Raw genomic sequence first — 25,847 nt, 5'->3', positions numbered from 1 at the left:
CGCAGCACCATCGCGTCATCCATTCGTTGGCGAAGTGGCGACATGACGTTCTCCTCGTGACCGGGAACATTCCCGATCGCGAGGATGGCACTGCATGCCGGCGACTTCCCGGCGCCACGCCCGATCAGCGCCGCTGTCCAACCCAAATGGGCAACGCGGTGGAAGCTCGTGCCACCACCGCGTCAGCGGTTTAGTTCAACGTGCAGGTTCAGACGCGCGACCGCGAAGCGGGCGCGTCGGCTGCAACTGTTTGTTGGGCATCCGACGGTTCTTCGCTATAGTCTGGATGGTCACGAGCAGTAAGTCTCTGCAAAGCAGACCGGGTGTCTGCCGTATCTCCTCTCGAATGCTTAATCAGATCGGCGATTGCTCTATTCTGTGACCGCGGATCAAGAATCTCTTGGATCTCAGAGACAAATTCACGCTTTATGACAACCAACGTTCCACGTACGCTGCCGAATTGTTTAATGTACTCCGGTTCAGCGTCAGATAACACCCGCTCCGCTGCAACGAGATAGTCAAGTGCGGGGTGCCGAACTCCCCGAAAGGCTGGCGGCTTGTGAAGGCCGATTTCATCCGGAGTGTAGTTAGGGATGAAGAAACGGCCCCGATCAATAAGTGCCGAAAGTCGATGTTGGCAACTGCGTTTTAACTCGGATTCCATAGGAGCCGTGTCGCGACGACCGGGTGCTGCATAGGCTGCCTCGCTCAGTACGTCAATCGCCTCGGAGGCCCAACCCCTAAGATCTCTAAACCAATCTGAGGCGAATGCATTTGCACTAAGCCTGTACTGGTCTGCTGAGGAGCGTTCGGCCCGCATGCCCAGATACCAGGCAGCCGCCAACGAAAGTGCAGCTATTAATACTTCAGCAATTGACACGTCCATTAGTATCCTTTGATGGCCCAACGTGGAAGTAAGCCGACGGCAAAAGCGCAGCTTTTGACGGTCGGCTTGACTGCAGAGTTAGCACAAACGAAGGCCAAATTGGTTCTGGATGGCACTGCGTCTGTGGTGGCTTGAACGCGGTTGTGGCACGGCGCCGCAGCAGACGACAACGCCCAGCGTTTATTCGTGGCACCAGCCTTGAAGCCACAACGTGCGATTGCGTGCGGAGGTTCAGTGTGGAAACGCGATGGGCGACCTGCACGACGGACAGGCACCATGAAAAACGGCGGTTGAGTTTTCGATGCTGTCGCCATTGGATTCATCTGAACAGTGCTAACGTTGCCGCTGTGCCGCGAGCAAAAGCGCTTCGCTTTTGCGAGTCGGAACCAGTGGCTTGTTATGCCTGACTTCGGCTGGACCAATCATCCCAGTAACCCTTGCAAAGTTCGCTCAGTTCTTCAATCGAATAGCCTTTTCCACCTTCGTCCGTGACCTCGGCGCGGAGGCAGTGGAAGCGCAGTTCCCCGCCACAATACGGGAGGTTAGAGGAGTGCTGATTGCAAACGACTTCAATCTCCTTCTCGCTCAGATTGCCCTCGAGTATCTCAAGATCGGCATCGAAGATATCCGGAAAATCTGTGAGCACGGTCGAATCCGACTTCAGATCACTTGGCCAAGTGGAGAAGCGGACGTTGCTTACCCCAAACAGCCGGACCTTGAACTTCCGAAACCCTGGATTTACTCGCTCTGCCAAGTATTGAATCTCGACTTCCAGCGTCAGATCGTCTCCATCAAGAGCGCAGGAGTTGATCGAGCCATCGTGAAAGATGGAAAAGATGTCTCGCACATTCTCCAGACCGTCAATGTTCATGGGCCTAACGAAAAGCGTTTATTCGCCGTTGAAGGCGTGAGAGGAGAGTGCGGACGGTCATTGCGGCGAATAAGCCTCGTTGGACTAAACCGGGTGATGACGTTGGCTAAGGGGATTGTAAGTGTGGGCCGGCGCTTTGTTATGCATGGCGCGACTGTGCCAATGCAATGGCAGCCTGGATAGCAGCGCGAGCTTGCGGACTGTTCTTCCAACAAGTGGAGCCGACGATAGCCGAGGCTTGAGAGGCGATATCCAATGCATTGGCTTTACTCAGATGGGTCAGTGATTCAAATCCCATTTGTTCGAGACGAGCCACCACCATGGGGCCGACACCTTTCACGCCTAGCAATGCCTTACGTTCTTCCGGTGGGAATGGCATGGGTACTTTCCATTGATGCATAACGTAGAAGTGAGCGGCCTGCGCGGCTTTTCGCGAAGGTCCGCTCGACTGCCGGGTTCGGCGTCGTGCAGTGGGTAGCGTGCTTTTCGTTCACTTGTGAGCAGACCTATAAAAAGCGCGGCTCCCGGTCTTTTTGTATTCGACGAGCGACTTGTCCTTAAGCATCCGTGCGAGCGTGGCAAACACCCATCCTTTCGGACCGTACTGCTTTCCGCTCCGCGGAACGGCGACAAAATTGAGGTCGAGGCTGTCCTTAATCTCAGCCGCAGGCACCCAGCGATCGCGGTCCTTGAGCTTTGACTCGCAATCTTTGATGAACCCAAGTAACTCCATGGCAGCATCGTCTAGCAGTTTGTGGATTGCGTCTTTTCGAGTCATGAAATTACCCCCCTGTACTGCCTGCGTGATGGTGACGCCGAACGCTGTGCTCACCGGAAAATTGGGAGCGTAGCGAGTAATTTTTCCGTGTGCAGCACTTTGTTAGAGCTACATCGACAACCTAAACTGTTCAATTTTTCTTCCCAATACATCCTCTGGTGGACGACCATCTGACTTTGCCATCAACATTTCAATAATGTCCTCATCACTTAAAGCCAAGATCATTTTCTGGCTAATTAGCCATTGCTCTCTGAGTGTATGTTCGCATCCCGCAGAATCCCCTCCCTGTCGAGATACGATGATTCCAAATAGACCCGCACCATGCTGTTTCAGATAATTGGCCATTTGAAAAACTTCTGTTTTCTTTACCTTTCTTGCGTAGTTTTTTGCATCAATAATGACATAATCAGCGCCGTACTTTCCCCTCATGAATGCCCAAAATCCCTTGTCGGAATAATTTGGCATGATGAAATCACGGCGATTTGCCAATGTTTTATCAGAAAGTTCTGGAATAGGCTTGTTTAGAGGAGGCGTGAACAGGTGTTCTAGAATATCACCGACTAAACTTTGATAAACGTAGCAATCAGCTCTCCCGGGAGGGCATTTCTCTAAAGACTTAATAAGTTCTTCTTCTCTAGTCGGTTTAGAGGCGCGCGCAAGTTGGGTTAAAAATAGAGTTTTATAGTAACTTGGTGAGGCATCTATAATTTGCTGCTTGAAGTTATGAGCAATAAATCCTATGTCCCAGACCTCAACATTCTCTCCTGAGAATATTTCTAACTCCCTTTCTTTTAGCGAACCAGGGACCGCCAATACCATCTGACAGTCACCGTATTCTTCTTTGTATTTATTAAGTTGACTGATGATGTTTTTCGAGCGAGCCATGCTTCCTATTAGGTATGATTTACATTCAATCAGCAGGGTTTCTCTTGCTCGCTTAACTATAAGGTCGGCTCGGTAACGCGTGCTACGGCCTAAAAGCGGCTCTATTTGGACATTACTATAGGAGTCATTAGCATTTATTATTTCAGATAGAAAACTTATGAATTCGTGTTCTCTAGGCTGCCTATCAAAAGATCGATGGCAATTAGGGCAAAGAATGGTGAAGTTTTCTTCACTAAAGTCTCCGCCTTCTGAGGTTGGCACTATTGATGCCATTTCAAGCGGAACAATATCATCACTTATTCCGCATGAAACACATGTGTGATTATGCTTTTTCAATAACAGTTGACGAAGTTTGGTGGAAATCTGTCGACGCGGTTTTATTACCACTTTCTCTTCAATTAATCCTTCCAATTGCTGGTTCCCTGTGTAGCTCTAACGCCTGAATTAAGCCGCGCCGCGAAGCGGCGTCGGCTTGAATGAATTGTTAGGCGGCAGACCGTTTGCGCCACCGACTGCAACTGTTGGAGTGCCCAAAGATGTCATGGCTGGATGCCCTACCGAATGGCTCTATAAGATCGGTGCATTTATTGAGGAGTGTAGAGAGCTGTTTGTGGACGGACATGAAAGGCTCACCCCCGTCACGGTAGGCGTACAGGGCCTCCACATAGGCAGGTTGGTTACGTTGAGCAATGCGCAGAATGAACTCGTGGCTGGTAAATATATCTGGCATCTCTTCTATGACCTGAGGATAGAGTGCAAGTAGTTCCGAGAAATCGTGCCTAGCCATGAAGCCTCCTTGAGCCGCCTAACAGTGTAGTAGACGGAACGGGCCGGTGGATGAGTAGGCGGAATCCACATATTGCTCGCCCCAAATTATTTGTTTAGCATTTACGCCTACAACTTCAAACTGCATCGGCGATGACGTTAGTCCAGGCTCATGACCTTGTCAAACCACTCCGACACGGTAGCCCGCTTCTGGCGTAAGTACCGGTTTTCACTCACTGAATCCGGTGTGAAACCGGCGGCGCTGCAGTGGTACGCCCGCCACGCCGCGGCCTATGTCAAGGCCGCTGACGGCCAGCGCCTCGCCACTCACTCGGCAGCCACAGTGGAGTCCTGGTTGGGTGAGCTGGGCAGGGTAGACGGAATTCCTGCGTGGCAGTTTACGCAGGCGGTTGATGCGGTGCGCCACTTGTTGACAATGGTGGGGGCGCCTGCAGCGACCGAGGTGGATTGGGCGTTCTGGCGCGAAGGGGGGCGTACCCTGGGGGCAAGCCATCCAACGATTGCACGCGCAATGACCAGTCCGCCGTCCTTGCCCACGGGAAATGACGATGGCGGTTCGCGGCCTACACCGGGTGACCGCCTGGTAGCGGTGATCCGACAGCGCAATTATTCGATTCGCACTGAGCAAGCCTATCTTGGATGGCTTGAGCGCTATCTGCGCTTTATCGGCGGTCGCGACCCAGCGCAGGTGGGGGCAGCACAGGTGAAGGCTTTTCTGCAAGCTCTTGCAGTGCAGGGGCAAGTGGCGGCCAATACGCAGAATCAGGCGCTCAATGCGCTGGTGTTCTTTTACGCTCAGGCGCTGGAACAGCCCTTGGGCGAGCTGGGCGCTTTTGCGTGCGCGAAGCGTCCGCAGCGCTTGCCGGTGGTGTTGACGGCGGACGAGGTGAGGCGACTGCTGGCGGCTTTGCAGGGCATGCCGGCGACGATGGCTGCACTGCTGTACGGAACCGGAATGCGCCTGATGGAATGCTTGCGCGTGAGGATCAAGGATGTCGACTTTGCCTATGGCCAGATCGTGGTGCGCGACGGCAAGGGCCAGAAGGATCGCGTGGTTCCGCTACCGCAGCGTCTGATTGAGCCGCTGCGGCGCCATCTGGACAAAGTCCGGTCCTTGCATCGTGACGACCTCGCGCTGGGGGCCGGGGCCGTGTATCTGCCTGATGCGCTGGCGCGCAAGTATCCGGGTGCGGCGCGAGAATGGGGTTGGCAGTATGTTTTTCCCGCCAGTCGGCTGGCGGCCGACCCGCGCGACGGCACCGTGAGGCGTCATCACCTGCATGAGAGCAGCTTGCAGAAGGCGGTTCATGCTGCGGCGAAAGCGGCGGGCATCGACAAGCCGGTGAGCTGCCATGCCTTGCGCCACAGTTTTGCCACCCACATGCTGGAAGGTGGCTACGACATCCGTACCGTGCAGGAATTGCTTGGTCACGCCGATGTGAAGACGACGATGATCTACACCCATGTGCTCAACCGCGGCGGGCTGGGGGTGGTGAGTCCGCTGGACAGGGTTTGAGAAGCAGATCCCGGACGCTTTTCCGGCTACGCCCGCAGCAGCGCCTCGCGCCCGCCCAGCCAGCGCTGCATCAGGCGTTCGGCCGCTTCCGGCATGTCGCGCAGCATGCGCTCGGCGAGTTCGCGCGCGGGCTCGATCAGGCCGGTGTCGTTCTCCAGGCTCGCGTAGCGCAGCAGCGGCAGGCCGCTCTGGCGGGCGCCGACGAATTCGCCGGGGCCGCGGATGCGCAGGTCGGCGCGGGCGATCTCGAAGCCGTCGGTGTTCTCGTAGATCACTTTCAGGCGTTCGCGGCCGGTCTGCGACAGCGGCTGGGCGTAGATCAGGATGCAGGCCGATTCGGCGCTGCCGCGGCCGACGCGGCCGCGCAGCTGGTGCAGCTGGGCGAGGCCGAAGCGTTCGGCGTGCTCGATGACCATCAGGCTGGCATTCGGCACGTCGACACCGACCTCGATGACGGTGGTGGCGACCAGCACGTCGATTTCGCCGGCGGCGAAGGCTTTCATCGTCGCCGACTTTTCGTCCGCCTTGAGCCGGCCGTGCACCAGGCCGACACGCAGTTCGGGCAGCGCTTCGGCCAGGGCCTCGAAAGTCTCGACCGCCGTCTGCAACTGCAGGGCTTCGGATTCCTCGATCAGCGGGCACACCCAATAGGCCTGGCGGCCGCCGAGGCAGGCCTGGCGCACGCGTTCGACCACTTCGTCGCGGCGGGCGTCGGATGCGAGCTTGGTGCGGATCGGCGTGCGTCCGGGCGGCAGTTCGTCCAGCACCGAGACGTCGAGGTCGGCGTAGTGCGTCATCGCCAGCGTGCGCGGGATCGGCGTCGCCGACATCATCAGCATGTGCGGGCGGCGGTTTTCCTCGCCTTTCTCGCGCAGGGCCAGGCGCTGGCGCACGCCGAAGCGGTGCTGCTCGTCGACCACCGCCAGCGCCAGCCGCGGCATCGTCACCGGATTTTCGATCAGCGCATGGGTGCCGACGGCGAGCAGCAGCTCGCCGCTGTGCAGGCGTTCGAGCATGGCTTCGCGCTCGCGCTTCCTGCGGCTGCCCGACAGCCAGGCGACTTCGAGGCCGAGCGGCGCGAGCCAGTCCGACAGCTTGCGCCAGTGCTGTTCGGCGAGGATCTCGGTGGGCGCCATCATCGCCGCCTGCCAGCCGTTATCCACTGCCTGCAGCATCACCAGCGCGGCGACCAGGGTCTTGCCGCTGCCGACATCGCCCTGCAGCAGGCGCTGCATCGGATGCGGCGCAGCCAGGTCGGCGGCGATCTCGGCCACGGCGCGCCGCTGCGCGCCGGTGGGCCGGAAAGGCAGGTTTTCGAGCAGCGCGCGCGGCAGGCGGTCCTGCACCGGCAGCGGCACCGCCCGGCGCGCGCGGCGGGCGTTGTAGGCACGCCGCAGCGACATCTGCTGCACCAGCAGTTCCTCGAACTTGATGCGGCGCCAGGCGGGGTGTTCGCGCAGCTCGAGCGCCGCCGGGTCGGCATCGGGCGCCGGATGATGCAGCGCGCGCAAGGCTTCGGCGAAGCCCGGTAGACGCAGTGCGCGCAGTACGTCCGGCGGCAGCGGATCGTCGAGCGGCTCGCTCGTCAGCGCACGGTCGATCAGCTTGCGCAGCGTCGCCTGGCCCACCCCGGCGGTAGCCGGATAGACCGGCGTCAAGGCTTCGGGCAGCGGCTCGCCCTCTTCCACCGGCCGCACGCGGGGGTGCACCATCTCGACGCCGAAGAAGCCGACGCGCGGCTCGCCGAACAGGCGCACCCGGCGCCCCACGGCAAGCTGCTTCTGCTGCGAGGGGTAGAAATTGAGCCAGCGTGCCACCAGCACGCCCGAAGCATCGCGAATGCGGACGACGAGCTGCCGCCGAGGGCGCAATACCACTTCGCACGACGCTACCTCGCCTTCGACCTGGGCGAGGAAACCCGGCCGGGCGTCGGCAATCGGCGTCAGCCGGGTTTCGTCCTCGTAGCGCAGCGGCAGGTGCAGCAGCAGATCCCGCGGGCCACGAAGGTCGAGCTTGGCCAGCAGTCCGGCGAGCTGTGCTCCCACGCCCGGCCACGGCTGCGGCGCGGGGGGCCGGGCGGGAGATGACGCCTCCCGGCCGGGCTTTGCATCGGCGGCATCGGTCCGGGCGGCGGCTTGCTTCGCGCGGGCCACTGCGGAGCCGGTATCAGTCGAGCACGATGGTCAGGTCGGCCTCGACCAGTGCGCCGCGCGGCAGCTCGCGCACGCCGACGGTGGCGCGGGCCGGATAGGGCTCGGCGAAATAGCGCGTCATCACTTCATTGACGACACCGAAATTGGCCAGGTCGGTCAGATAGATGGTGATCTTGGCGACGGCGGCGAACGAGGTGCCGGCCGCTTCGGCCACCGCCTTCAGGTTCTCGAACACCCGCACGGCCTGGGCTTCGATGCCTTCGACCATCTGCATGCTGGCGGGATCGAGGCCGATCTGGCCGGACAGGAAGACCTGGTTGCCGACCTTGACGGCCTGCGAATAGGGGCCGATGGCGGCAGGCGCGTTGGGCGTGGAGATGATGGTGCGGGCCATGGTTCAACCTCGTTGGACAAAGGCCCACATTCTAAACCGCACGCCAGTCTCCCGCAGGCAGGCCGGCGCTTCGTTCAGTCCTGCTGGCGCAGCGTGACCTCGCAGCCGAGGCGGTTGATCACTTTCTGCATCCCCTTGCGGGCCCGGGTATTGAAGACGAGCGGCGCCATGAAGTTGGCGCTCAGCCCGGCGCTGGCCGGCCCGGCTTCTTCAGCGCTTTGAGAGCGCACGATGATCGCCACCGCGACGTCGTCGACGCCTTCGAGCTCCAACAAGGCCACGTCCTCGTCGCTCAGGGCGAATTCGAGATTCACGCCGAGCCGCATCGGTGCGGTGATCGAGAATGCCACATCGGGTTCGTCCACCGACTGCAGCAGGAAGACCTCTGCCTCGCGCCCTTCTTCATGCACCAGCGCGAAGCGGCGGCATTGCTCGAAACCGGGCAGGCCGGCGGGAAACTCGATGATGCGATCGTCGGCAACCTCGACGGTACCGAACTCCGGACTCCTGATTTGCATGGATGCTCCCCTGGATGGAATGAATCGGGCCAGATATCGGGCCTCAGCGCCTTTTCTTCTCTGGTGCCAATAGCATACCCGCCTCGACCCCCGCCGAGCGCAGTGCGGCCTGGGCTTTTTGCGCGGCCTCGCGGTCGGCGAAGGGGCCGAGCACGACGCGGCTCTGGATGCCGGCCTGCAAACCCTGGGCGGCAAGCGTCCGCTGCAGCGCAAGCGCATTGGCCGGATCGCCGAACACGCCGAGCTGGATCCGGTATCCCTCCGCCGGCGCCGGCGGCGCGTCGGCCAGCACCGGCACCGCGGCTTCGGTTGCCGGGCTGCTTGCGGGCGACGGCACGGGCACGGCCGTCTCCACAGGCGTCTGCACCGGCTCCGGAGCAGCCCCGCGGACGGCGGCTGAATCGCCTGCTGCGGCGATACCCGCCTCCATCGGTGCGAACAAGCCGCTGCCGAGCGAAGGCGCCGGTGCGACGGCATCCGCCATCGGGCGGGCGCCATCGTCAGGCACCTTCTGTTCGAGCGTCAGCGCCGCAAGCAGGGCGGCAATCGCCGCCAGCAGGGCAGCACCAGCCATGCGTAGCGCGGCATTGCGTTGGCTTCGCCGCGCTGCCGTCACCGGTGGCCTCCGCTGCGTGCAAGGGACACCAGCAAGCCCGCTTCGGCAATGCTGATGCCGCAGCGCGCCGCAATCTCTTCGGCGTCCAGGCCCTGCTCGGCCAGGCGCGTGGCTTCGGCGTATTCGGGCGAAGCCATCGACTGTGGCGGCTGCGCATGCAGAGACTCTTCGAGCTGCTGCCGCAACCCGGCGACTTCGGCCTGCAGTGTCTCGATCTCGGCACGCTGCTGATCGACCAGCGCCTGCTGACCGTCGAGCAGGCGCCGCAAGCGCTGTGTTTCCAATGTCGAACGGAATGCTTCCGGCTCGTTCCCGACAGCGGCATCGGCAGTGGCCGCATTCAGTCTTGGTGCATAGTCGAAGCCTTCGCCGCCGTCCTCCTCGCCTGCCGCAGCAGTCATCACCGGCTGCCCGGGAGCGGTGGCCGAAGCAGCCGTGGCCTCGGACGGGGACATCGGATCGCGGCTGAGCCACACCGCACGCAGGAACTGCCAGCCGGCCAGCACCAGCAGCAGCAGGACGAGAATCCACAGGGCTTGCCGCAAACTCATCCGGCCACCCTCCTGCCCGGCAACGGCATCGAATCGCCGGCAGCGGCAGCGCCGAAATCGGACAGGCATGCGGTACTCGCTGGCATCGGCAGTAGAGGCATCATCGGCAAACACGGCCCGGGACGGAATTCGCCCGATAATACTGCCCGCCTCTGCCGACCACAAACCCAGGCACGAACCCAGGAACCCGAAGCCCGATGGATCTTTCCCTGCTGCTCTTCTCGCTCAAGAAGCTGGCTGCCGCATTCGCCCTGCCGCCGCTGCTGCCGCTGCTGCCGATTGCCCTCGGCCTGGCCATGCTCGGCCGCTTTCCACGCCTGGGGCGAACCCTGGGCTGGAGCGGCCTGGCCCTCGGCCTGTTGCTGAGCACGCCTGCAAGCGTGAACTGGCTGGCAGCGCAGGTCGAAGACCCCGCGCCGCTGCCGCCCGACGCTGCCCGCAATGCGGACGCCATCGTGATCCTCGGCGCCGGCCGGCGCTCCTACGCGCCCGAATTCGGCGGCGAAACGGTGAACCGCCTGGCACTCGAACGCTTGCGCTATGGCGCACACCTGGCGCGTGCGACCGGGCTGCCCATTCTGGTGAGCGGCGGCGGTGCCGCCGGCAAGACGCCGGAAGCGGTGCTGATGAAAGCCGCGCTGGAAGAGGATTTCGGCCTGGCCGTGCAATGGGTGGAAGAGCGCTCGCGCGACACCCGGGAGAATGCCCGCTACGCCAGTGCGATTCTCGATACGACCGGCATGCGGCGCATTCTGCTGGTGACCCACGCCGCCCACATGCCGCGTGCCCAGGCCGAATTCGAAGCGGCGGGACTGATCGTGCAGCCGGCGCCGACCGCCTGGCTTGTCGACCATGGCGAACAGGCAGCCGAACACAGCATGCTGGCGGAACTGCCCAACCCGAACAGCGCCTACGCCGGCTGGTTCGCCCTGCATGAAGCGCTGGGGCGGCTCGCCTATCGCCTGTCGCGCTGAGCAGGCGTTTCCCCCGAGGCGGCTCCCGCCGCCGTCGGAGGAAAACCGTCAGACCCGCTCGAAGATGCCCGCCGCCCCCATGCCGGTGCCGATGCACATGCTGATCATACCGTGGCGCAGCCCTGGATCGCGCTGCATCGCGGCCATCAGCGTCGCGGTGCGGATCGCGCCGGTCGCCCCCAGCGGATGGCCGAGCGCGATCGCGCCGCCGAGCGGATTCACCTTCACCGGATCCAGGTCGAGCTGGCGCATCACCGCCAGCGCCTGGGCGGCAAAAGCCTCGTTGAGCTCGGTCCAGCCGATGTCGTCGATGCCCAGCCCGGCCCGCCGCAGCGCACGCGGAATGGCCTCCACCGGGCCGATGCCCATCACCTCGGGCGGTACGCCGGCCACCGCGTAGGATGCGAAGCGGGCGATCGGCGCCAGGTTGTAGCGCTTGATCGCGACCTCGCTCATCAGCAGCACGGCGGCAGCGCCATCGGACATCTGCGAGCTGTTGCCCGCCGTCACCGAGCCGCGCGCGGCGAACACCGGCCGCAGCTTCGCCAGCGTTGCCGCCGTCGAGTCCAGCCGCGGCCCCTCGTCGTGCGACAGCACGCGCTCGGCGATGCGCACCGTGCCACCTTCGCCCGGCAGCCAGGACTTCACCGCATAAGGCATGATTTCAGCATCGAACTGCCCGGCCGCGATCGCGGCGCAGGCGCGGCGATGGGATTCGGCCGCGAAGGCATCCTGGTCCTCACGGCTCACCGACCATTGCGCGGCGACGCGCTCGGCGGTCAGGCCCATGCCGTAGGCGATGTCGACGTTCTCGGCGTGGGCGAAGATCTCCGGGTTGAGGCTGACCTTGTTGCCCATGATCTGCGGCATCGCGCTCATGCTCTCGGTACCGGCGGCGATCATCACGTCGGCCTCGCCGAGCCGGATGCGGTTGGCAGCATCCGCCACCGCCTGCAGGCCCGAGGCGCAGAAGCGGTTGATCGTGATGCCGGGCACCGCATCCGGCAGACCGGCCAGCAGCAGGCCGATGCGCGACACGTTCATGCCCTGCTCGGCCTCCGGCATCGCGCAGCCGGTGATGACGTCGCCGATTTCGTTGCCGTCGAGGTTGGGCACGCGGGCCACCAGTTCGCGCAGCACCGCAGCCAGCATGTCGTCGGGCCGCACATGGCGGAAGGCACCGTTGCGCCTGGCCACCGGCGTACGCACCGCGGCGACGATGTAGGCGTCCTGAATCTGTTTGCTCATTCCGTCCGTTCTCCGTCAATTGCGCAGCGGCTTGCCCGTTTCGAGCATGTGCGCGATGCGCTGCTGGGTCTTTTCGGTCTTCAGCAGTTCGACGAACTGCGCACGCTCGACGTCGAGAATCCATTGCTCGCCCACCCGGCTGTTGCTGTTCACTTCACCGCCGCACAGCGCCGTCGCGGCAGCCTTGGCGACGCGGTAATCGTGCGCCGAGATGAAGCCGCCTTCGGCCATGTTCACCAGCATCAGTTCGCAGGTGGCGATGCCGTCGCGCCCCGCCACCTTGACCGCGGAATCGATCAGCGCCGGCCGCCAGGCCGATTCGGCCAGCGCCCGGGCGCGACGGATGGCCGCATGGAGCAGTTCGGCGGCGTTGAAGACGACGTCGTCCGAGGCGCGGGCGAAGCCGAGCTCGACAGCCTCGATCGCGCTCTTCGCCACCGTTGCCATGGCGATGGTCTGGAACGTGGTCTGGATGAACGGGAAGACGTCGCCGCCCGCGGTACGCCTGGCCATCGTGTGCGCCTGCAGCGCGAACTCCTTGCTGCCGCCACCCGCCGGAATCAGGCCCACGCCGGCTTCGACCAGGCCGACATAGCTTTCCAGTGCCAGCACCCGGTGCGCCGCATGCATCGCGAACTCGCAGCCGCCGCCCAGCGCCATGCCCTGCACCGCGGCCACGACCGGTATCTGCGCATGCTTGATCGCCATCGAAGTCTGCTGGAACTTCGCCACCATCCTTTCCAGTAGCTCGAACCGGCCGGCACGGCAGGCTTCGCCCACCTGCTGCAGGTTGGCGCCGACTGCGAACGGCGCCGGATGCCAGATCACCAGGCCGTCGAGATCGGTTTCGGCATGGGCGATGGCCTCCAGCATGCCGTCCATGACTTCCTCGCCGATGGCGTGCATCTTGGATGTGATCGAGACGATGCCGATGCGCGCATCCTGGTCGGCGCGCCGCCACAGCCGCACGCCGGCGTTCTCCCACAGGGTTTCGCCGCGATCGTCCGGCGCTTCGCCGAACACGCGATCCGGGTAGAGCTGGCGCTGGTACACCGGCAGGCTCGCGCGCGGCTTCAGCGCGCCCTGCGCCGCGCTCCAGGAGCCTTCCGGCGCATGCACGCCGTCGCGCTCGAACACCCAGGGCGGCAGCGGCACGTTCGACATCGCGCGGCCGTGGCGGATGTCGTCGTCGATCATCTTCGCCACCTCGCCCCAGCCGGCGGCCTGCCAGGTTTCGAACGGCCCCTGCGCCCAGCCGAAGCCCCAGCGCATCGCCAGGTCGACGTCGCGCGCATTGTCGGCGATGTCGCCCAGATGCACTGCGCAGTAGTGGAACACGTCGCGGAAGATGGACCACAGGAACTGCGCCTGCGGGTGCGGATGGGCGGCAAGTTGGGCGAACTTCTCGGCCGGGTTCTTCAGCTTCAGGATCGCGTCGACGTCGGGGAAGACCTCGTCGCCGCTGTCGCGGTAGTCCTGCAGGCCGAGGTCCAGCACCTGGATCTGCTTGCCCTGCTTGCGGTAGATGCCGCCGCGGGTCTTCTGCCCCAGCGCACCCTTGGCGATCAGCGCCCGCAGCCATTCGGGCGATTCGAAATAAGCGTGCCAGGGATCGTTGGGCAGCGTCGCCTGCATGGTGCCGACGACGTGCGCCAGGGTGTCCAGGCCGACCACGTCCGCGGTGCGGAAGGTCGCGCTCTTGGGCCGGCCGATGCGCGGTCCGGTCAGCAGGTCGACCTCGTCGAAGGCCAGCCCGAGCCGGGCGGTGTGGTGCAGCACGGCCAGGATCGAGAACACGCCGACGCGGTTGGCGACGAAGTTGGGCGTGTCCTTGGCGCGCACGATGCTCTTGCCCAGGCGGGTGGTCAGCCAGGCTTCCAGCGCATCGAGCATCGCCGGATCGGTCTCGGCGGCCGGGATCAGCTCCACCAGCGGCATGTAGCGCGGCGGATTGAAGAAATGGATGCCGCAGAAGCGGCTGCGCAGGCCTTCCGGCATGCCGGCGGCGAGGGCGTGGATCGACAGGCCCGAGGTATTGGACGCGAACACCACGCCCGGTTTCAGGTGCGGCGCGACCTTGGCATACAGGTCGAGCTTCCACTCCATCTTCTCGGCGATGGCCTCGATGACGAGGTCGCACTCACCCAGGCGGGCCAGATCGCTGGCGTAATTCGCCGCTTCGACGAAGCGGCCGCGATCCTTGGCCGCGAACGGCGCGGGATCGAGCTTCTTCATCGCGGCAAGCGCCTTGGTGACGACGCCGTTGGCGTCGCCTTCGCCGGCGGGAAGATCGAACAGGATCACCGGCAGGTCGGCATTGGCGCAATGGGCGGCGATCTGCGCGCCCATGACGCCGGCACCGAGCACGGCAACCTTGCGGATGATGAGACGACTCATGAGGTTCTCCGGATGCTGGGCGACCGGCCAAGGGGCCGGTCGCCACCCTCTGCAGCGGTCAGAAAGCGTGATTGAGCTGAACCGAGAAGATGTTCACCGAGGTGTCGAACGAGCCGCGGACGAACTGGCCGGTCGCATTGGTGCCGAGCACGGTACGACGGTCGATCTTCTCCTTGTCGAAGAACAGGCGGGCATAGCCGGCATCGATCGAGGTCTGCTTGTTCAGCTTGTAGTTGAAGCCGATCGCGAGCCAGGTACGGTCGGAGTCGGGCAGGCGCACGGTGCGGTCCTCGGCCTTGCGGATGGGCGACTGGTCGTAGGCCACGCCCGCACGCAGGCGCAGCGCATCGGTGTACTGGTACTGCATGCCGATGCCGACACGATAGCTGTCCTTGAAGCCGAGGTATTCGTCGGTCAGCACCACGCCGAAGTTGCGATGCTGGACCTTCAGCCGCGGGATGGAGCTCCAGCCGGTCCAGGTGTAGTCGGCGAGGATCTGCAGCTTGTCGCTGGCCTGGTAGGCCAGTGCCAGCGAAGCCATGTCCGGCAGCTCGATGGACACTTTGGCCGGCGTCGACGTCGGCCCCGCCTCGACCTTGCCTTCGACATCCAGGTCGATCTTCGAGCGGTAGGTGAGCCCCACGCGCAACGCCGGATTCAGCTGGAAGATCACGCCGGCGTTCCAGCCCCAGCCGGTATCGTCGCCCGACAGCTTGCTTTCGATGTCCACGGTATTGGGCAGCAGCGCGGTGATGGGCTGCATGCCCCGCAGGTCGGCCTCGAACTTCACGTAATTCAGGCCGAAGCCCAGGGAAACCATGTCATTGACCCTGTACGCGACGCTCGGATTGATGTTGATCGCCTTGATCTCCGAATAGGCGCCCTGGTAGCGGCCGATGAAGGCATCGTCCCATTCCGTCGCATTGCCGAAGGTCGGCGAGATGCCCAGGCCGAGGCGAAGATCCTTGCTCAAGGACATGGCCCAATACACGGCCGGCACCAGGGAGGAGCCGCCGGCGTCGCCGCCATCGTTCCCCAAGGGATAGCCCGGCACCGGCGGCGCAGCAACGCGCAGCGCATTCGAACCCCGGTCGGAAAACTCGAGCTTGCGGTCGAGCACCGTCAGCGCGCCCGAAACATGGTGCCCTTCACTCAGGTACAGCATGCCCGCCGGGTTGAAGAAGATAGTGCTCGCATCCTCTGCCACCGCAGCCGAGCCGGCGTAGGCGTAGCCCGTGCCGGCGCCGTTCTGGTTCTGCAGCATGAAACCCGCAGCCATCGCGTTGCCTGCCGCCAGCATGGCGGTCGCCGCTGCGACCTTGATCGTCAAACGCTTGAGTTGCATATCGTGTCCCCTCACCTTTTATGATTTGCGGGTCCAACCCGCGCTGCTGAAAAAGGATTGCTCCCCAACCAATACCTAAGCGGCCGGCAGCGGCCGCTTGCGCCCCTTGTCATCCAGCGCAACATAGGTCAGTTGCGCCTCCGTCACCTTGACCACGACCGGGTTTTCCGGGTCGCGTTCGGCGAAAACCTCGACATCCACGGTGATCGAGGTCCGCCCGACCGCGATCACCTCGGCATAGAAGCTGACGAGGTCGCCCACCGAAACCGGCTGCTTGAAGACGAAGGAGTTGACCGCCACCGTCGCCACCCGCGAGCGCGCCCTGCGCACCGCCGGGATCGCGCCGGCGATGTCCACCATCGACATCACCCAGCCGCCGAACACGTCGCCTGCGGGGTTGAGATCGGCCGGCATCGGCATCACGCGCAGCGCGGGCTGCTTGTCGTGCGGCAATGTGCTGAGGACATCGGCGAAATCGTTCATCTAGCTCTCCTGTCCGGTGGTCTGGTCAGCACGTTCGGCCACTGCCGGAGCCTCGCCAATCCGGGTTTTCCCCAAGCCGGCGGCATAATTGAGCGGGCCGCCGGTGTGCGGCGCGAAGCCGGTGCCGAAAATCACGCCGGCATCGGCGAGCTCGGCATCGGCGACCACGCCGTCGCGCACGCAGCGCTCGGCGACGGCCAGCAGCGGCGCCAGAATGCGCTCCACCAGCGCGGCATCGACGGCACCCGCCTCGCCCTTCTGCGCCTTGCCATCGACCCAGCGGTAATAGCCTTCGCCGCTCTTGCGGCCCAGCTTGCCGGCCTCGACCAGTTGCAGCAGGCGTTGCGGCGGCGCCACAGGCTGGCCGGACGCGGCATCGCCGGTCAGGGCTTCACCGGCCGCCAGGGCGATGTCCAGGCCCACGGTATCGACCAGCTCCACCGGCCCGATCGGCATGCCGAAACGCAGCAGCGCCGCATCCACGGTCTCCGGCGAGCGCCCTTCCTCGACGCAGCGCAGCGCTTCGAGCATGTAGGGGCCGAGCACCGCGTTGACCAGGAAGCCCGGCGCGCTCTTGACCGGCAGCGGCAGCTTGTCGATCGCGCGCACGAAGCCGATCGCACGGCGCAGCATTTCTTCGTCGCTGGCTTCGCCCTGCACCACTTCGACCAGCGGCAGTTGCGGCACCGGGTTGAAGAAATGGATGCCGACCAGCCGCGATGGCTGCTGCAGCGCCGTGGCGATGTCTTCCAGGCGAAGGCTGGAGGTGTTGGTCGCCAGCGCCGCATCCGGCCTGGCGCGGCGTTCGAGCTCGGCGAACAGGCTGCGCTTGGCCTCCAGGTTCTCGAAGATGGCTTCGATGATCAGGTCGGCATGGGCCGCGCCATGGCCCTGGGGATCGGGGATCAGGCGGTCGAGGGCGAAACGCGCTGCGCGTGCGTCGCCCTTGCTACGGCGTTCGAACAACTTGGCTGCACGCTTGATCGCCGGTGCGATGCGTTCGACCGACTGGTCCTGCAGCGTCACCCGCATGCCGCGCAGCGCGCACACCGCGGCGATGTCGCCGCCCATGACGCCGGCGCCGACCACATGGACGTGCCGCGGCGCGAAGTCGATGCCCTTGCCGAAGGCCTTCAGCCGCTCCTGCAGGAAGAACACCCGCACCAGGTTCTTGGTCGTCGGCGAGGCGAAGATGGCCTCCAGCGAGGCAGGATCGCCCGCCGGCACCGCCAAGGCGTTGCCCTGATGCTTTTCCCAGATCTCGATGATGGCGAAAGGCGCCGGATAGTTGTCGCGCGAAACCTTGGCCTCGGTCTGCTTGCGCGCCTTCTCCGCCACCTTGCTGCGCAGCGGGCCGTCCATGACCTTGCGCAGCAGGCGCTCCTTCAGCGCGGGCTTGCGCGCCGGCGCGCCGGACAGCGCGACGATGCGCGCGGCGGACGCCATCACCCGCGGCGGCACGCAGTCGTCGACCAGGCCCAGGCGCTTCGCCTTGCGCGCATCGACACTCTTGCCGGTCAGCATCATGTCCAGCGCCGCAGCCGGGCCGATCGCCGCGGGCAGGCGCAGCATGCCGCCCCAGCCCGGCACGATGCCGAGCATGACTTCCGGCAGCGCGAGCTTGGTCGACGGCTCATCGATCGCCAGCCGGTAGCGGCAGGCGAGCGCAAGCTCCAGGCCGCCGCCCAGGCAGTGGCCGCGGATCAACGCCAGCGTGGGGTAGCGCACCGCCGCCAGGCGGTTGAACAGGCTCCAGCCGCGCTCGACCAGCGCACGCGCCGCTGCCGGCGAGTCCAGCCGCGAGAATTCCTCGATGTCGGCGCCGGCGATGAAGCCGGCCGGCTTGGCGGAGGCAATCACCAGCGCGGCCGGCGGCTGGCGGTCGAGCTCGTCGAGCACCTGCGAGAACTCGGCCATCACTTCGGCCGACAAGGTGTTGGCCGCGGCGCCGGCGCAGTCGATTTCCAGCCAGGCCAGGCCGTCCGCCTCGCGGCGCAAAGTCCAGTGCATCCAGTTCCGTTGGCTCATTGCACGGCCTCCACCAGCATCGCTCCTCCTTGACCACCACCGATGCAGATCGACGCCAGCCCGCGCCTGCCGCCGCTGCGGCGCAGCACCTGCAGCAGATGCAGCACGATGCGCGCGCCGCTGGCGCCGACCGGATGGCCCAGCGCCACCGCGCCGCCGTCGATGTTGAGTTTCGCTTCGTCCGGTGCACCCGGCGCGGCTTCGAGGCCGAAGTGGGTGCGGCAGTAGGCGTCGTCGGCGAATGCACGCAGGCAGGCGATCACCTGCGCGGCAAACGCCTCGTTCAGTTCCCAGGCGTCGATGTCGGCCGGGGTCAGGCCATGACGCTGCAGAATCGGCAGCGTCGCATGCACCGGGCCGAGCCCCATCTGGTCCGGCGCCAGCCCTGCCCACTGGCTGTCGACGATGCGCCCGAGCGGTCTCAGGCCGTGGCGCCCGACCGCTTCGGCCGAAGCCAGCAGCAGCCATGCGGCGCCGTCGCTGATCTGCGAGCTGTTGCCGGGCGTGACCCGGCCGTATTTCTTGTCGAAGAAGGGTTTCAGCTTGGCCAGCCCCGCCATCGACGCATCGCGCCGCACGCCGTCGTCGGCGCCGTAGACGCTGCCGTCGCGGCCGATCAGCGGGGCAAGTTCGGCGGTGAAATGCCCGGCGTCCTGCGCCGCCGCGACGCGGCGATGGCTCTCGAGCGCGAAGGCATCCATCTCCTCGCGGCTGATGCCGAAGGCGAACGCGAGGTTCTCGGCGGTCTGCCCCATCAACTGGCCGACGATCGGGTCGGTGAGCCCTTTCATGATGCCGATCACCGGCGCCAGGTTGGCGGGGCGGAAATCCTTCAGCGCCGCCAGCTTCTGGCCGGGCGTCTTCGCCGCGTACCAGTTCGCCAGCCAGCGCACCATCTTGTCGGAGAACAGCAGCGGCGCATGCGACAGCGCATCGACGCCGCCCGCCAGCACCAGGCCGGATCGGCCGCACTGGATGTTCGCGATCGCGGAATCCAGCGCCTGCATGCCCGAGGCGCAGTTGCGCATCACCGTCCAGCCGGGCACGGCGTTGCCGCAGCCCATGCGCAGCGCCACTACGCGGCCGATGTTGACCTCGTCGGCCGAAGGGCTGGCGCAGCCCAGGATCACTTCGTCGAGCTGCCCGGGACCGAAGGGCTGGCGCATCAGCAGCGCCGTGCCGGCCGCCGTCGCCAGGTCGGCGGCGGTGAAGGGACCGGGCCCGGTGCGCGCCTTCAGGAAGGGCGTGCGCGCACCATCGACGACGAACACATCCCTGCTCATGCAGCCTCCCCGCGTGCCGGCGACGCCGCCGGCATGGTTTCCACCGCCGCGCGCTGATCGAAGTCGTAGGGGAAGTCGTCCACGCGGATGACCTTGTCGCGCAGCATGTTGCGGCGCTCGACGAGCAGGTATTCGTCGTCGGTGATCACGCCGGCGTCGCGTGCGCGGCGCCAGACTTCATCGACGTCGCCCCCCGTCATCAGGCCCGACTGGAAGGCGCCGGAACGCTGCGCCTGCTTGAGCTTGTCCTCGATCGGCTCGACCGCGATCGTCGCCAGCAGCGCCGCCTCGAGCGCGCCGACCGGCTCCTCGACGTCTTCCGGCAGATGGACATCGGCGGTGAGGCGGTCACGCGTGGCCGACGGCCCGATCAGCAGCGCAGCGACGTCGTGGCCCAGGCGGTCGGACGGCACCACGTAGGGGCGGCCGAGCGGGAACACCACGAGACGGCGCAGCAGGAAGGCGAACAGCTTGTTCGGGAAGTTGGCGATCACGCCTTCGAAGGCGAGCTGGATGCGGAACATGCAGTCCCAGATCGCCCAGTGCATCAGCGGCGCATCGGCGGGCTGGCGGCCTTCGGCCTCGTAGCGCTTGAGCGTGGCGGTGGCGAGATACATCAGCGACAGGATGTCGCCCAGCCGCGCCGACAGCTTTTCCTTGCGCTTCAGCGCGCCGCCCAGCGTGCCCATCGAAATGTCGGCGATGAAGGCGAAGGCGGCGGAGAAGCGGGTGAGCTGCTGGTAGTAGCGGCGCGTCTCGGGCGCGACGTCGATCGGCAGCTTGACGAAGTGCGAGCCGGTCAGCCCCATGACGAAGGCGCGGCCGGCATTGTTGACGGTGAAGGCGACGTGCTCGCGCAGGATATGGTCGAAACCGCCTTCGTCGTTGCGCTGCGCCGCATCCATTTCGGCGAGCACGAAGGGATGGCAGCGGATCGCCCCCTGGCCGAACAGGATCAGGCTGCGCGTCAGGATGTTGGCGCCTTCGACCGTGATGCCGACCGGAATCTGCTGGTAGGCGCGGCCGAGGAAGTTCTGCGGCCCGAGGCAGATGCCCTTGCCGCCGATCACGTCCATGCCGTCATTGACCACCTGGCGCGCACGTTCGGTGACGTGGTACTTGACGATCGCCGACACCACCGCGGGCTTCTCGCCGAGATCGACCGCGCCGGCGGTCATCGTGCGCGCCGCGTCGCACAGATAGGTGTTGGCGCCGATCCGGGTCAGCGCCTCCTCGACCCCTTCGAAGCGGCCGATCTGGGTCCTGAACTGGTAGCGGACGCGGGCGTAGGCGCCCACGGTGCGCGCGGTGAGCTTCTGCATGCCGACGTTGGAGCCCGGCAGCGAGATCGAGCGTCCGGCCGCCAGGCACTCCATCAGCATCCGCCAGCCCTGGCCGGCCATCGCCGGTCCGCCGATGATGAAGTCCAGCGGCATGAACACGTCCTTGCCGCGCACCGGACCGTTCATCCACACCGCGTTGAGCGGGAAATGGCGGCGGCCGATGTCCACGCCCGGGTGGTCGTGCGGCACCAGTGCGCAGGTGATGCCGATGTCCTGCTCGCCGCCGAGCAGCCCGTCCGGGTCGTACAGGCGGAAGGCGAGGCCGAACACGGTGCACACCGGCGCCAGCGTGATGTAGCGCTTGTCGAAGCTGACGCGCATGCCAAGCACTTCCTCGCCCTGCCACATGCCCTTGCACACCACGCCGGCATCGGGAATCGAAGCCGCGTCGGAACCCGCCCACGGGCTGGTCAGCGCGAAGGCCGGAATCTCCCGCCCGCTGGCGAGGCCGGGCAGGTAGTGCTGCTTCTGCTCGGGCGTGCCGTAGTGCAGCAGCAGTTCGGCCGGGCCGAGCGAGTTCGGCACCATCACCGTCACCGCGGGCGCCGACGAGCGGGTCGACAGCTTGGTGATGACCTGCGAGTGGGCGTAGGCCGAGAAGCCCTTGCCGCCATACTCCCTGGGAATGATCATCCCGAGGAAGCCCTTGTCCTTGATGTGCTGCCACACTTCGAGCGGCATGTCCTGCCGCTGGGTGCAATCCCAATCATTGGTCAGGCGGCACAGTTCCTCGACTTCGTTGTCGAGGAAGGCCTGCTCCTCCTCGCTCAGCCTGGGCCAGGGATAGCCGTCCAGCTTGCGCCAGTCCGGGTTGCCCTTGAAAAGCTCGCCCTCCCACCACACCGTGCCGGCTTCGAGCGCATCCTTCTCGGTCTGCGACATCGTCGGCAGGGCATTGCGGAAAGCCTTGAAGATTGGCGCCGTCACCCGCTGGCGGCGCAGCGAATCGACCAGGAAGACGCTCATCGCCCCCGCATAGAGCGCCAGCACCAGGAAGGTCAGCAGCGCCGGCCAGTCGCCCGCCCAGCCCAATGCCGCGATCCACACCAGCCCCGCCAGCAGCCAGGCAAAAAGTGGCGCTCGCCCGGAGGCGCGCGCACCTGCCAAGGGAGGGAGGCAAACCAGTAGCAACCAGACCATCACATTCTCCTCATGCCGGGCGCCGCCCCGGCCGTTCTCGAGTCAATCGCCGTCAATCCGTTGCCGCCGCGCCGAAATCCGGCAGCGGCGCGCGCAGGCCGCCGAGCAGGAAGCTCATCAGCCGCGGCAGCATCCGCGACGGCGGCTCCTTCTCGCAGGGCAGGCCCGCCATCGCATACACGCTTTCGATACCCGCGATCGCAAACGACATCGCCCCCATCATGTAGTGGAAGCGCCACATGATCTCGTCGCGCGGCACCCCCGGCAGCGCGCGGAAGAGCGCCCCCAGGAAGCGGTCCATCACCTCGGCGTATTCCTCGGCGAGGAACTGGCGCACGAAGGCGTTGGGTTCGTTGTAGGTGCGGCTGAGCAGGCGCATGAAGGTGTTGCCGCCATGCTCGGTGTCCGCGGCCAGTTCCAGCGCCGTGCCGAAGAAGGCCTCGACGATGCGGCTGGGCTTGATCGCCTCGCCGCCGGCTTCCGCCTCCAGACGATCGAGCGCCGCCAGCCGGGTTTCGTTCAATGCCGTCAGGCGGCGGCGGAACACGGCCTGGATCAGCGCGTCCTTGCTGCCGAAGTGGTAATTCACCGCAGCCAGGTTGGCATTCGCCGCACCGGTGATCATGCGCATCGACGTGCCTTCGAAACCGTGCTCCATGAACAGCCGTTCGGCGGCATCGAGGATGCGATCGCGCGTTTCGGACTGCGGCAGGCGTGGCTCGACGGGCATCGGTACTCTCAATTCAAACGTTTGTTTGAATCATACGTTCAATTTATTTCCTGTCAAGCATGATCGATCAAAAGACTTGCGGTTTGACTCGCCACGGCCCCGGCAACAGAATCGCGCGCTTGCCGCCCTCCCCGACGAAACCATGAGACGCTCCTCCGCCACCGCCCTGCCCGGCCCCGAACCCACCGAGCGCCACGACTGGCAGACGCTGAAAAGCCTGCTTCCCTTCATCTGGGCCTACAAGGGCAGGGTGATCTTCGCGCTCGGCTGTCTGCTGGCGGCCAAGGGCGCCAACGTGACGGTGCCGATCGTCTTCAAGCACCTGATCGACGACCTGAGCATCACGCGCGAACAGGCCTTCATCGTCGTACCCGCTTCGCTGCTGCTCGCCTACGGCGTGTTCCGCTTCTCGACCTCGCTGTTCACCGAACTGCGCGAGATCGTCTTCGCCCGTGTCACCCAGCAGGCGGTACGCGAGATTTCGCTGCGGGTGTTCCGCCACCTGCACGCGCTGTCGCTGCGCTTCCACCTGGAGCGCCAGACCGGCGGCCTGACGCGCGACATCGAGCGCGGCACCCGTTCGATCGGCTCGCTGATCAGCTACACGCTGTATTCGATCCTGCCGACGCTGATCGAGATCGGTCTGGTCATCGGCATCCTGCTGGTGCAGTACGACCCGGTGTTCGCGCTGATCACGCTGGCGGCGCTGGTGGCCTACATCGGCTTCACGGTCAAGGTCACCAACTGGCGCACGGTGCTGCGCCGGCGCACCAACGAACTCGACTCCGCCGCCAACGCACGCGCGATCGACAGCCTGATCAACTTCGAAACCGTCAAGTACTTCAACAACGAGGAATTCGAGGCGCGCCGCTACGACGAGCAGCTCGGCAAGTGGATGCAGGCCCAGATCACCAACCAGTATTCGCTGTCCGGCCTCAACATCGGCCAGGCGGTGATCGTCGCGGTCGCCGTCACGGCGATGATGTGGCAGGCCGCGATCCGGGTGGCCAGCGGCGAGATGACGATCGGCGACATCGTGCTGGTCAACGCCTTCCTGATCCAGCTGTACGCGCCGCTGAACTTCCTCGGCGTGATCTACCGCGAGATCCGCCAGTCGCTGACCGACATCGAGCGCATGTTCGGGCTGATGAACCAGCACCGCGAGATCGCCGACGCACCGGATGCGCTCAGCCTGCCCGCCGGCCCGGCCAGCGTGCGCTTCGACGGCGTCGGCTTCGCCTACGATGCCAAGCGGCCGATCCTGTTCGATCTCGGCTTCGACATTCCCGCCGGCAGCACGGTCGCGGTCGTCGGCCATTCGGGCTCGGGCAAATCGACCCTGGCGCGCCTGCTGTACCGCTTCTACGACGTGCAGCAGGGCGCGATCCGGATCAATGGCCACGACATCCGCCAGTTGTCGCAGGACAGCCTGCGCGCGGCGATCGGCATCGTGCCGCAGGACACGGTGCTGTTCAACGACACCTTGTTCTACAACATCCAGTACGGCCGCCCGAGCGCGAGCCGGGAGGAAGTCGAAGCCGCCGCGCGCGCCGCCCAACTGGAAAACTTCATCCGCCAGTTGCCGGACGGCTACGAAACCCGTGTCGGCGAGCGCGGCCTGAAACTGTCGGGCGGTGAGAAGCAGCGCGTTGCGATCGCCCGCGCACTGCTGAAGAACCCTGCGATCCTGATCTTCGACGAGGCCACCTCGGCACTGGACTCCAGGACCGAGAAAGCCATCCAGGCCCAGATCGAGCGTGCCGCCGAAGGTCGCACCGCGCTCGTCATCGCCCACCGGCTATCGACGATCATGGATGCGGACGAGATCATCGTGCTCGACGGCGGCCGCATCGTCGAATGCGGACGGCACGGCGCGCTGCTGGCAAGCGGCGGCGCCTACGCGCAGATGTGGCTGCTGCAGCAGGAAGAGGCCGCCACGAACGCCCCGCCCGGCTGAGCACAGGCAAAAAAAACGGCGCCTTCCGGCGCCGCCACACCTGGCAAAAGATCCGCCCGGACTTCAGGCCGCGTTCTTCCGGCGACGCATGCCGACCATGCCGAGTAGGGCAATGCCGGCCAGCGCCAGCGAACCGGGCTCGGGCACGTTGCCGCCGCCATTGCTGGGGGGCTTGACCGTGCCACCAACGGATGCCAGCTTGACATAGTCGTACAGGCCGCAAGTCGTATTCTTGCCCGAGCCGGTAGTAGCGCACTTGTCGCCGAAACCCGCCGCAGAGCCATTGTTCTTGACATCGCCGGACGTCACACCGGTCCCAGCCGCGAAACCGCCCGCACCGATGAGCCAGTAGCTCGAATAGACAATATCCAGACCATTGTTGAATTTTTTCTCCCCTGTGCCCGCGTTGGAAACGAGGCTCACGAGTTCCCAGCCGCTTCCGCTGGTCGCAATGTTCTGGAAAGACTGCCCGGTCAAGGTCGGAGCCGAGCTACCGGTCCAGGCCAACACATAAAGATCGGAATCAGTACTGAAGTAGTTCAATTTCAGCGAGTTCAGCGCCACCTGATCAATGAACGAGAACAGGATCACGTCATTGCGCTGGTTGTTGTCCATCGCGTGCTCGGGCTGGCTGTTCAGCGACTCGCCGGCATCTCCAGTAGAACCATCCCTGTTGATCACCCCCAGGCCACCATCCCACACCGACAGGTAGGCACTTTCGAGGTTCATCTTGTTGACATCCGTCGAGTTGTTGCCCGTGCCTGCATAAGCGTTGGCATTGGCGCTGACGCCATTGTTGCTGTAAGTCCGCGTGTTGCCCCAATCCGACGACTTGATCGAACTAACGTTGCCCCCGGTGTTGGTATTCAGCGTGAAATTGGTCGCGGCAAACGCCGGCATGGCCATCAGCCCCACGATGGCAGCGGCTGCGATCCGAATGCGGTTCTTGGTCATTTTTTCTCTCC

Annotated in this window: 22 protein-coding genes; 3 read left to right on the top strand and 19 right to left on the bottom strand. The window is 64.7% G+C overall.

The window, feature by feature from the left end:
- Positions 1-208: 208 nt before the first annotated feature.
- The 5 genes from NX068_RS15060 to NX068_RS15040 all read right to left on the bottom strand — a co-directional run bounded on the left by NX068_RS15060 (position 209) and on the right by NX068_RS15040 (position 3,831).
- The gene (locus NX068_RS15060; RefSeq protein ID WP_263462074.1) at positions 209-880 is read right to left on the bottom strand and encodes a hypothetical protein; all 672 of its coding nucleotides are present in this window, start codon (positions 878-880) and stop codon (positions 209-211) included.
- 403 nt (positions 881-1,283) lie between these two features.
- On the bottom strand, positions 1,284-1,757 hold the full coding sequence (locus NX068_RS15055; RefSeq protein ID WP_263462073.1) for a hypothetical protein: 474 nt from the start codon (positions 1,755-1,757) through the stop codon (positions 1,284-1,286).
- Between the two features lie 139 nt (positions 1,758-1,896).
- A complete protein-coding gene (locus NX068_RS15050) occupies positions 1,897-2,136 on the bottom strand; it encodes a hypothetical protein (RefSeq protein ID WP_263462072.1) in 240 nt (79 codons plus the stop codon).
- A gap of 111 nt (positions 2,137-2,247) precedes the next feature.
- Entirely contained in the window at positions 2,248-2,589 is a 342-nt protein-coding gene (locus NX068_RS15045; RefSeq protein WP_263462071.1) for a hypothetical protein, read from the bottom strand.
- 54 nt (positions 2,590-2,643) lie between these two features.
- Positions 2,644-3,831, bottom strand: a complete 1,188-nt coding sequence (locus NX068_RS15040) for an HNH endonuclease (protein ID WP_263462070.1) — start codon at positions 3,829-3,831, stop codon at positions 2,644-2,646.
- 532 nt (positions 3,832-4,363) lie between these two features.
- On the opposite strand from NX068_RS15040, the gene NX068_RS15035 reads away from it, so the two are divergent.
- Positions 4,364-5,722: an integron integrase gene (locus NX068_RS15035; protein ID WP_327084831.1), complete on the top strand. Its 1,359-nt coding sequence runs from the start codon at positions 4,364-4,366 to the stop codon at positions 5,720-5,722.
- A gap of 26 nt (positions 5,723-5,748) precedes the next feature.
- Here NX068_RS15035 and recG read toward each other — a convergent pair whose 3' ends face one another.
- From recG to NX068_RS15010, 5 genes are all read right to left on the bottom strand, one after another.
- Entirely contained in the window at positions 5,749-7,767 is a 2,019-nt protein-coding gene (recG, locus tag NX068_RS15030; protein ID WP_263462069.1) for an ATP-dependent DNA helicase RecG, read from the bottom strand.
- A 121-nt stretch (positions 7,768-7,888) separates the two neighbouring features.
- Positions 7,889-8,269 carry a RidA family protein gene (locus NX068_RS15025; protein ID WP_263462068.1) on the bottom strand — a complete coding sequence of 127 codons (381 nt, stop codon included), beginning with the start codon at positions 8,267-8,269 and terminating at the stop codon, positions 7,889-7,891.
- 74 nt (positions 8,270-8,343) lie between these two features.
- Positions 8,344-8,787 carry a flagellar assembly protein FliW gene (fliW, locus tag NX068_RS15020; protein WP_263462067.1) on the bottom strand — a complete coding sequence of 148 codons (444 nt, stop codon included), beginning with the start codon at positions 8,785-8,787 and terminating at the stop codon, positions 8,344-8,346.
- Positions 8,788-8,830: 43 nt separating this feature from the next.
- On the bottom strand, positions 8,831-9,361 hold the full coding sequence (locus NX068_RS15015; protein ID WP_263462066.1) for an SPOR domain-containing protein: 531 nt from the start codon (positions 9,359-9,361) through the stop codon (positions 8,831-8,833).
- A 38-nt stretch (positions 9,362-9,399) separates the two neighbouring features.
- The gene (locus NX068_RS15010; protein WP_263462065.1) at positions 9,400-9,954 is read right to left on the bottom strand and encodes a DUF2802 domain-containing protein; all 555 of its coding nucleotides are present in this window, start codon (positions 9,952-9,954) and stop codon (positions 9,400-9,402) included.
- A gap of 197 nt (positions 9,955-10,151) precedes the next feature.
- On the opposite strand from NX068_RS15010, the gene NX068_RS15005 reads away from it, so the two are divergent.
- Positions 10,152-10,928, top strand: coding sequence for a YdcF family protein (locus NX068_RS15005; protein WP_263462064.1), 777 nt, complete (start codon positions 10,152-10,154; stop codon positions 10,926-10,928).
- A gap of 48 nt (positions 10,929-10,976) precedes the next feature.
- On the opposite strand, the gene NX068_RS15000 is transcribed toward NX068_RS15005, so the two are convergent.
- The 8 genes from NX068_RS15000 to NX068_RS14965 form a co-directional block, all read right to left on the bottom strand.
- Positions 10,977-12,176, bottom strand: coding sequence for an acetyl-CoA C-acyltransferase (locus NX068_RS15000; RefSeq protein ID WP_263462063.1), 1,200 nt, complete (start codon positions 12,174-12,176; stop codon positions 10,977-10,979).
- 15 nt (positions 12,177-12,191) lie between these two features.
- On the bottom strand, positions 12,192-14,573 hold the full coding sequence (locus tag NX068_RS14995; RefSeq protein WP_263462062.1) for a 3-hydroxyacyl-CoA dehydrogenase/enoyl-CoA hydratase family protein: 2,382 nt from the start codon (positions 14,571-14,573) through the stop codon (positions 12,192-12,194).
- A 58-nt stretch (positions 14,574-14,631) separates the two neighbouring features.
- Positions 14,632-15,918 carry an OmpP1/FadL family transporter gene (locus tag NX068_RS14990; protein WP_263462061.1) on the bottom strand — a complete coding sequence of 429 codons (1,287 nt, stop codon included), beginning with the start codon at positions 15,916-15,918 and terminating at the stop codon, positions 14,632-14,634.
- A gap of 75 nt (positions 15,919-15,993) precedes the next feature.
- Entirely contained in the window at positions 15,994-16,401 is a 408-nt protein-coding gene (locus NX068_RS14985; RefSeq protein WP_263462060.1) for an acyl-CoA thioesterase, read from the bottom strand.
- Complete coding sequence (locus NX068_RS14980) at positions 16,402-18,429, bottom strand: 3-hydroxyacyl-CoA dehydrogenase NAD-binding domain-containing protein (protein ID WP_263462059.1); 2,028 nt, start codon at positions 18,427-18,429, stop codon at positions 16,402-16,404.
- Positions 18,426-19,712, bottom strand: coding sequence for an acetyl-CoA C-acetyltransferase (locus NX068_RS14975; protein ID WP_263462058.1), 1,287 nt, complete (start codon positions 19,710-19,712; stop codon positions 18,426-18,428). The genes NX068_RS14980 and NX068_RS14975 overlap by 4 nt, the downstream gene beginning before the upstream one ends.
- Positions 19,709-22,195, bottom strand: coding sequence for an acyl-CoA dehydrogenase (locus NX068_RS14970; protein ID WP_263462057.1), 2,487 nt, complete (start codon positions 22,193-22,195; stop codon positions 19,709-19,711). Before NX068_RS14970 ends, NX068_RS14975 begins: the two co-directional genes overlap by 4 nt.
- 52 nt (positions 22,196-22,247) lie before the next feature.
- Positions 22,248-22,925: a TetR/AcrR family transcriptional regulator gene (locus NX068_RS14965; protein WP_263462056.1), complete on the bottom strand. Its 678-nt coding sequence runs from the start codon at positions 22,923-22,925 to the stop codon at positions 22,248-22,250.
- 142 nt (positions 22,926-23,067) lie between these two features.
- Here NX068_RS14965 and NX068_RS14960 point away from each other — a divergent pair, with 142 nt between their 5' ends.
- Complete coding sequence (locus NX068_RS14960; protein ID WP_263462055.1) at positions 23,068-24,882, top strand: ABCB family ABC transporter ATP-binding protein/permease; 1,815 nt, start codon at positions 23,068-23,070, stop codon at positions 24,880-24,882.
- 63 nt (positions 24,883-24,945) lie between these two features.
- Here the strand turns inward: NX068_RS14960 and xdp1 are convergent, their stop codons facing one another.
- Positions 24,946-25,836: an exosortase-dependent surface protein XDP1 gene (xdp1, locus tag NX068_RS14955; protein WP_263462054.1), complete on the bottom strand. Its 891-nt coding sequence runs from the start codon at positions 25,834-25,836 to the stop codon at positions 24,946-24,948.
- Positions 25,837-25,847 lie beyond the last annotated feature (11 nt).

This window comes from Thauera carbonicopians (assembly GCF_025699485.1).
Taxonomy (GTDB): domain Bacteria; phylum Pseudomonadota; class Gammaproteobacteria; order Burkholderiales; family Rhodocyclaceae; genus Thauera.
The sequence above is the reverse complement of the archived record's forward strand: the minus strand, read 5'-3'. Positions and strand labels throughout refer to the sequence as shown.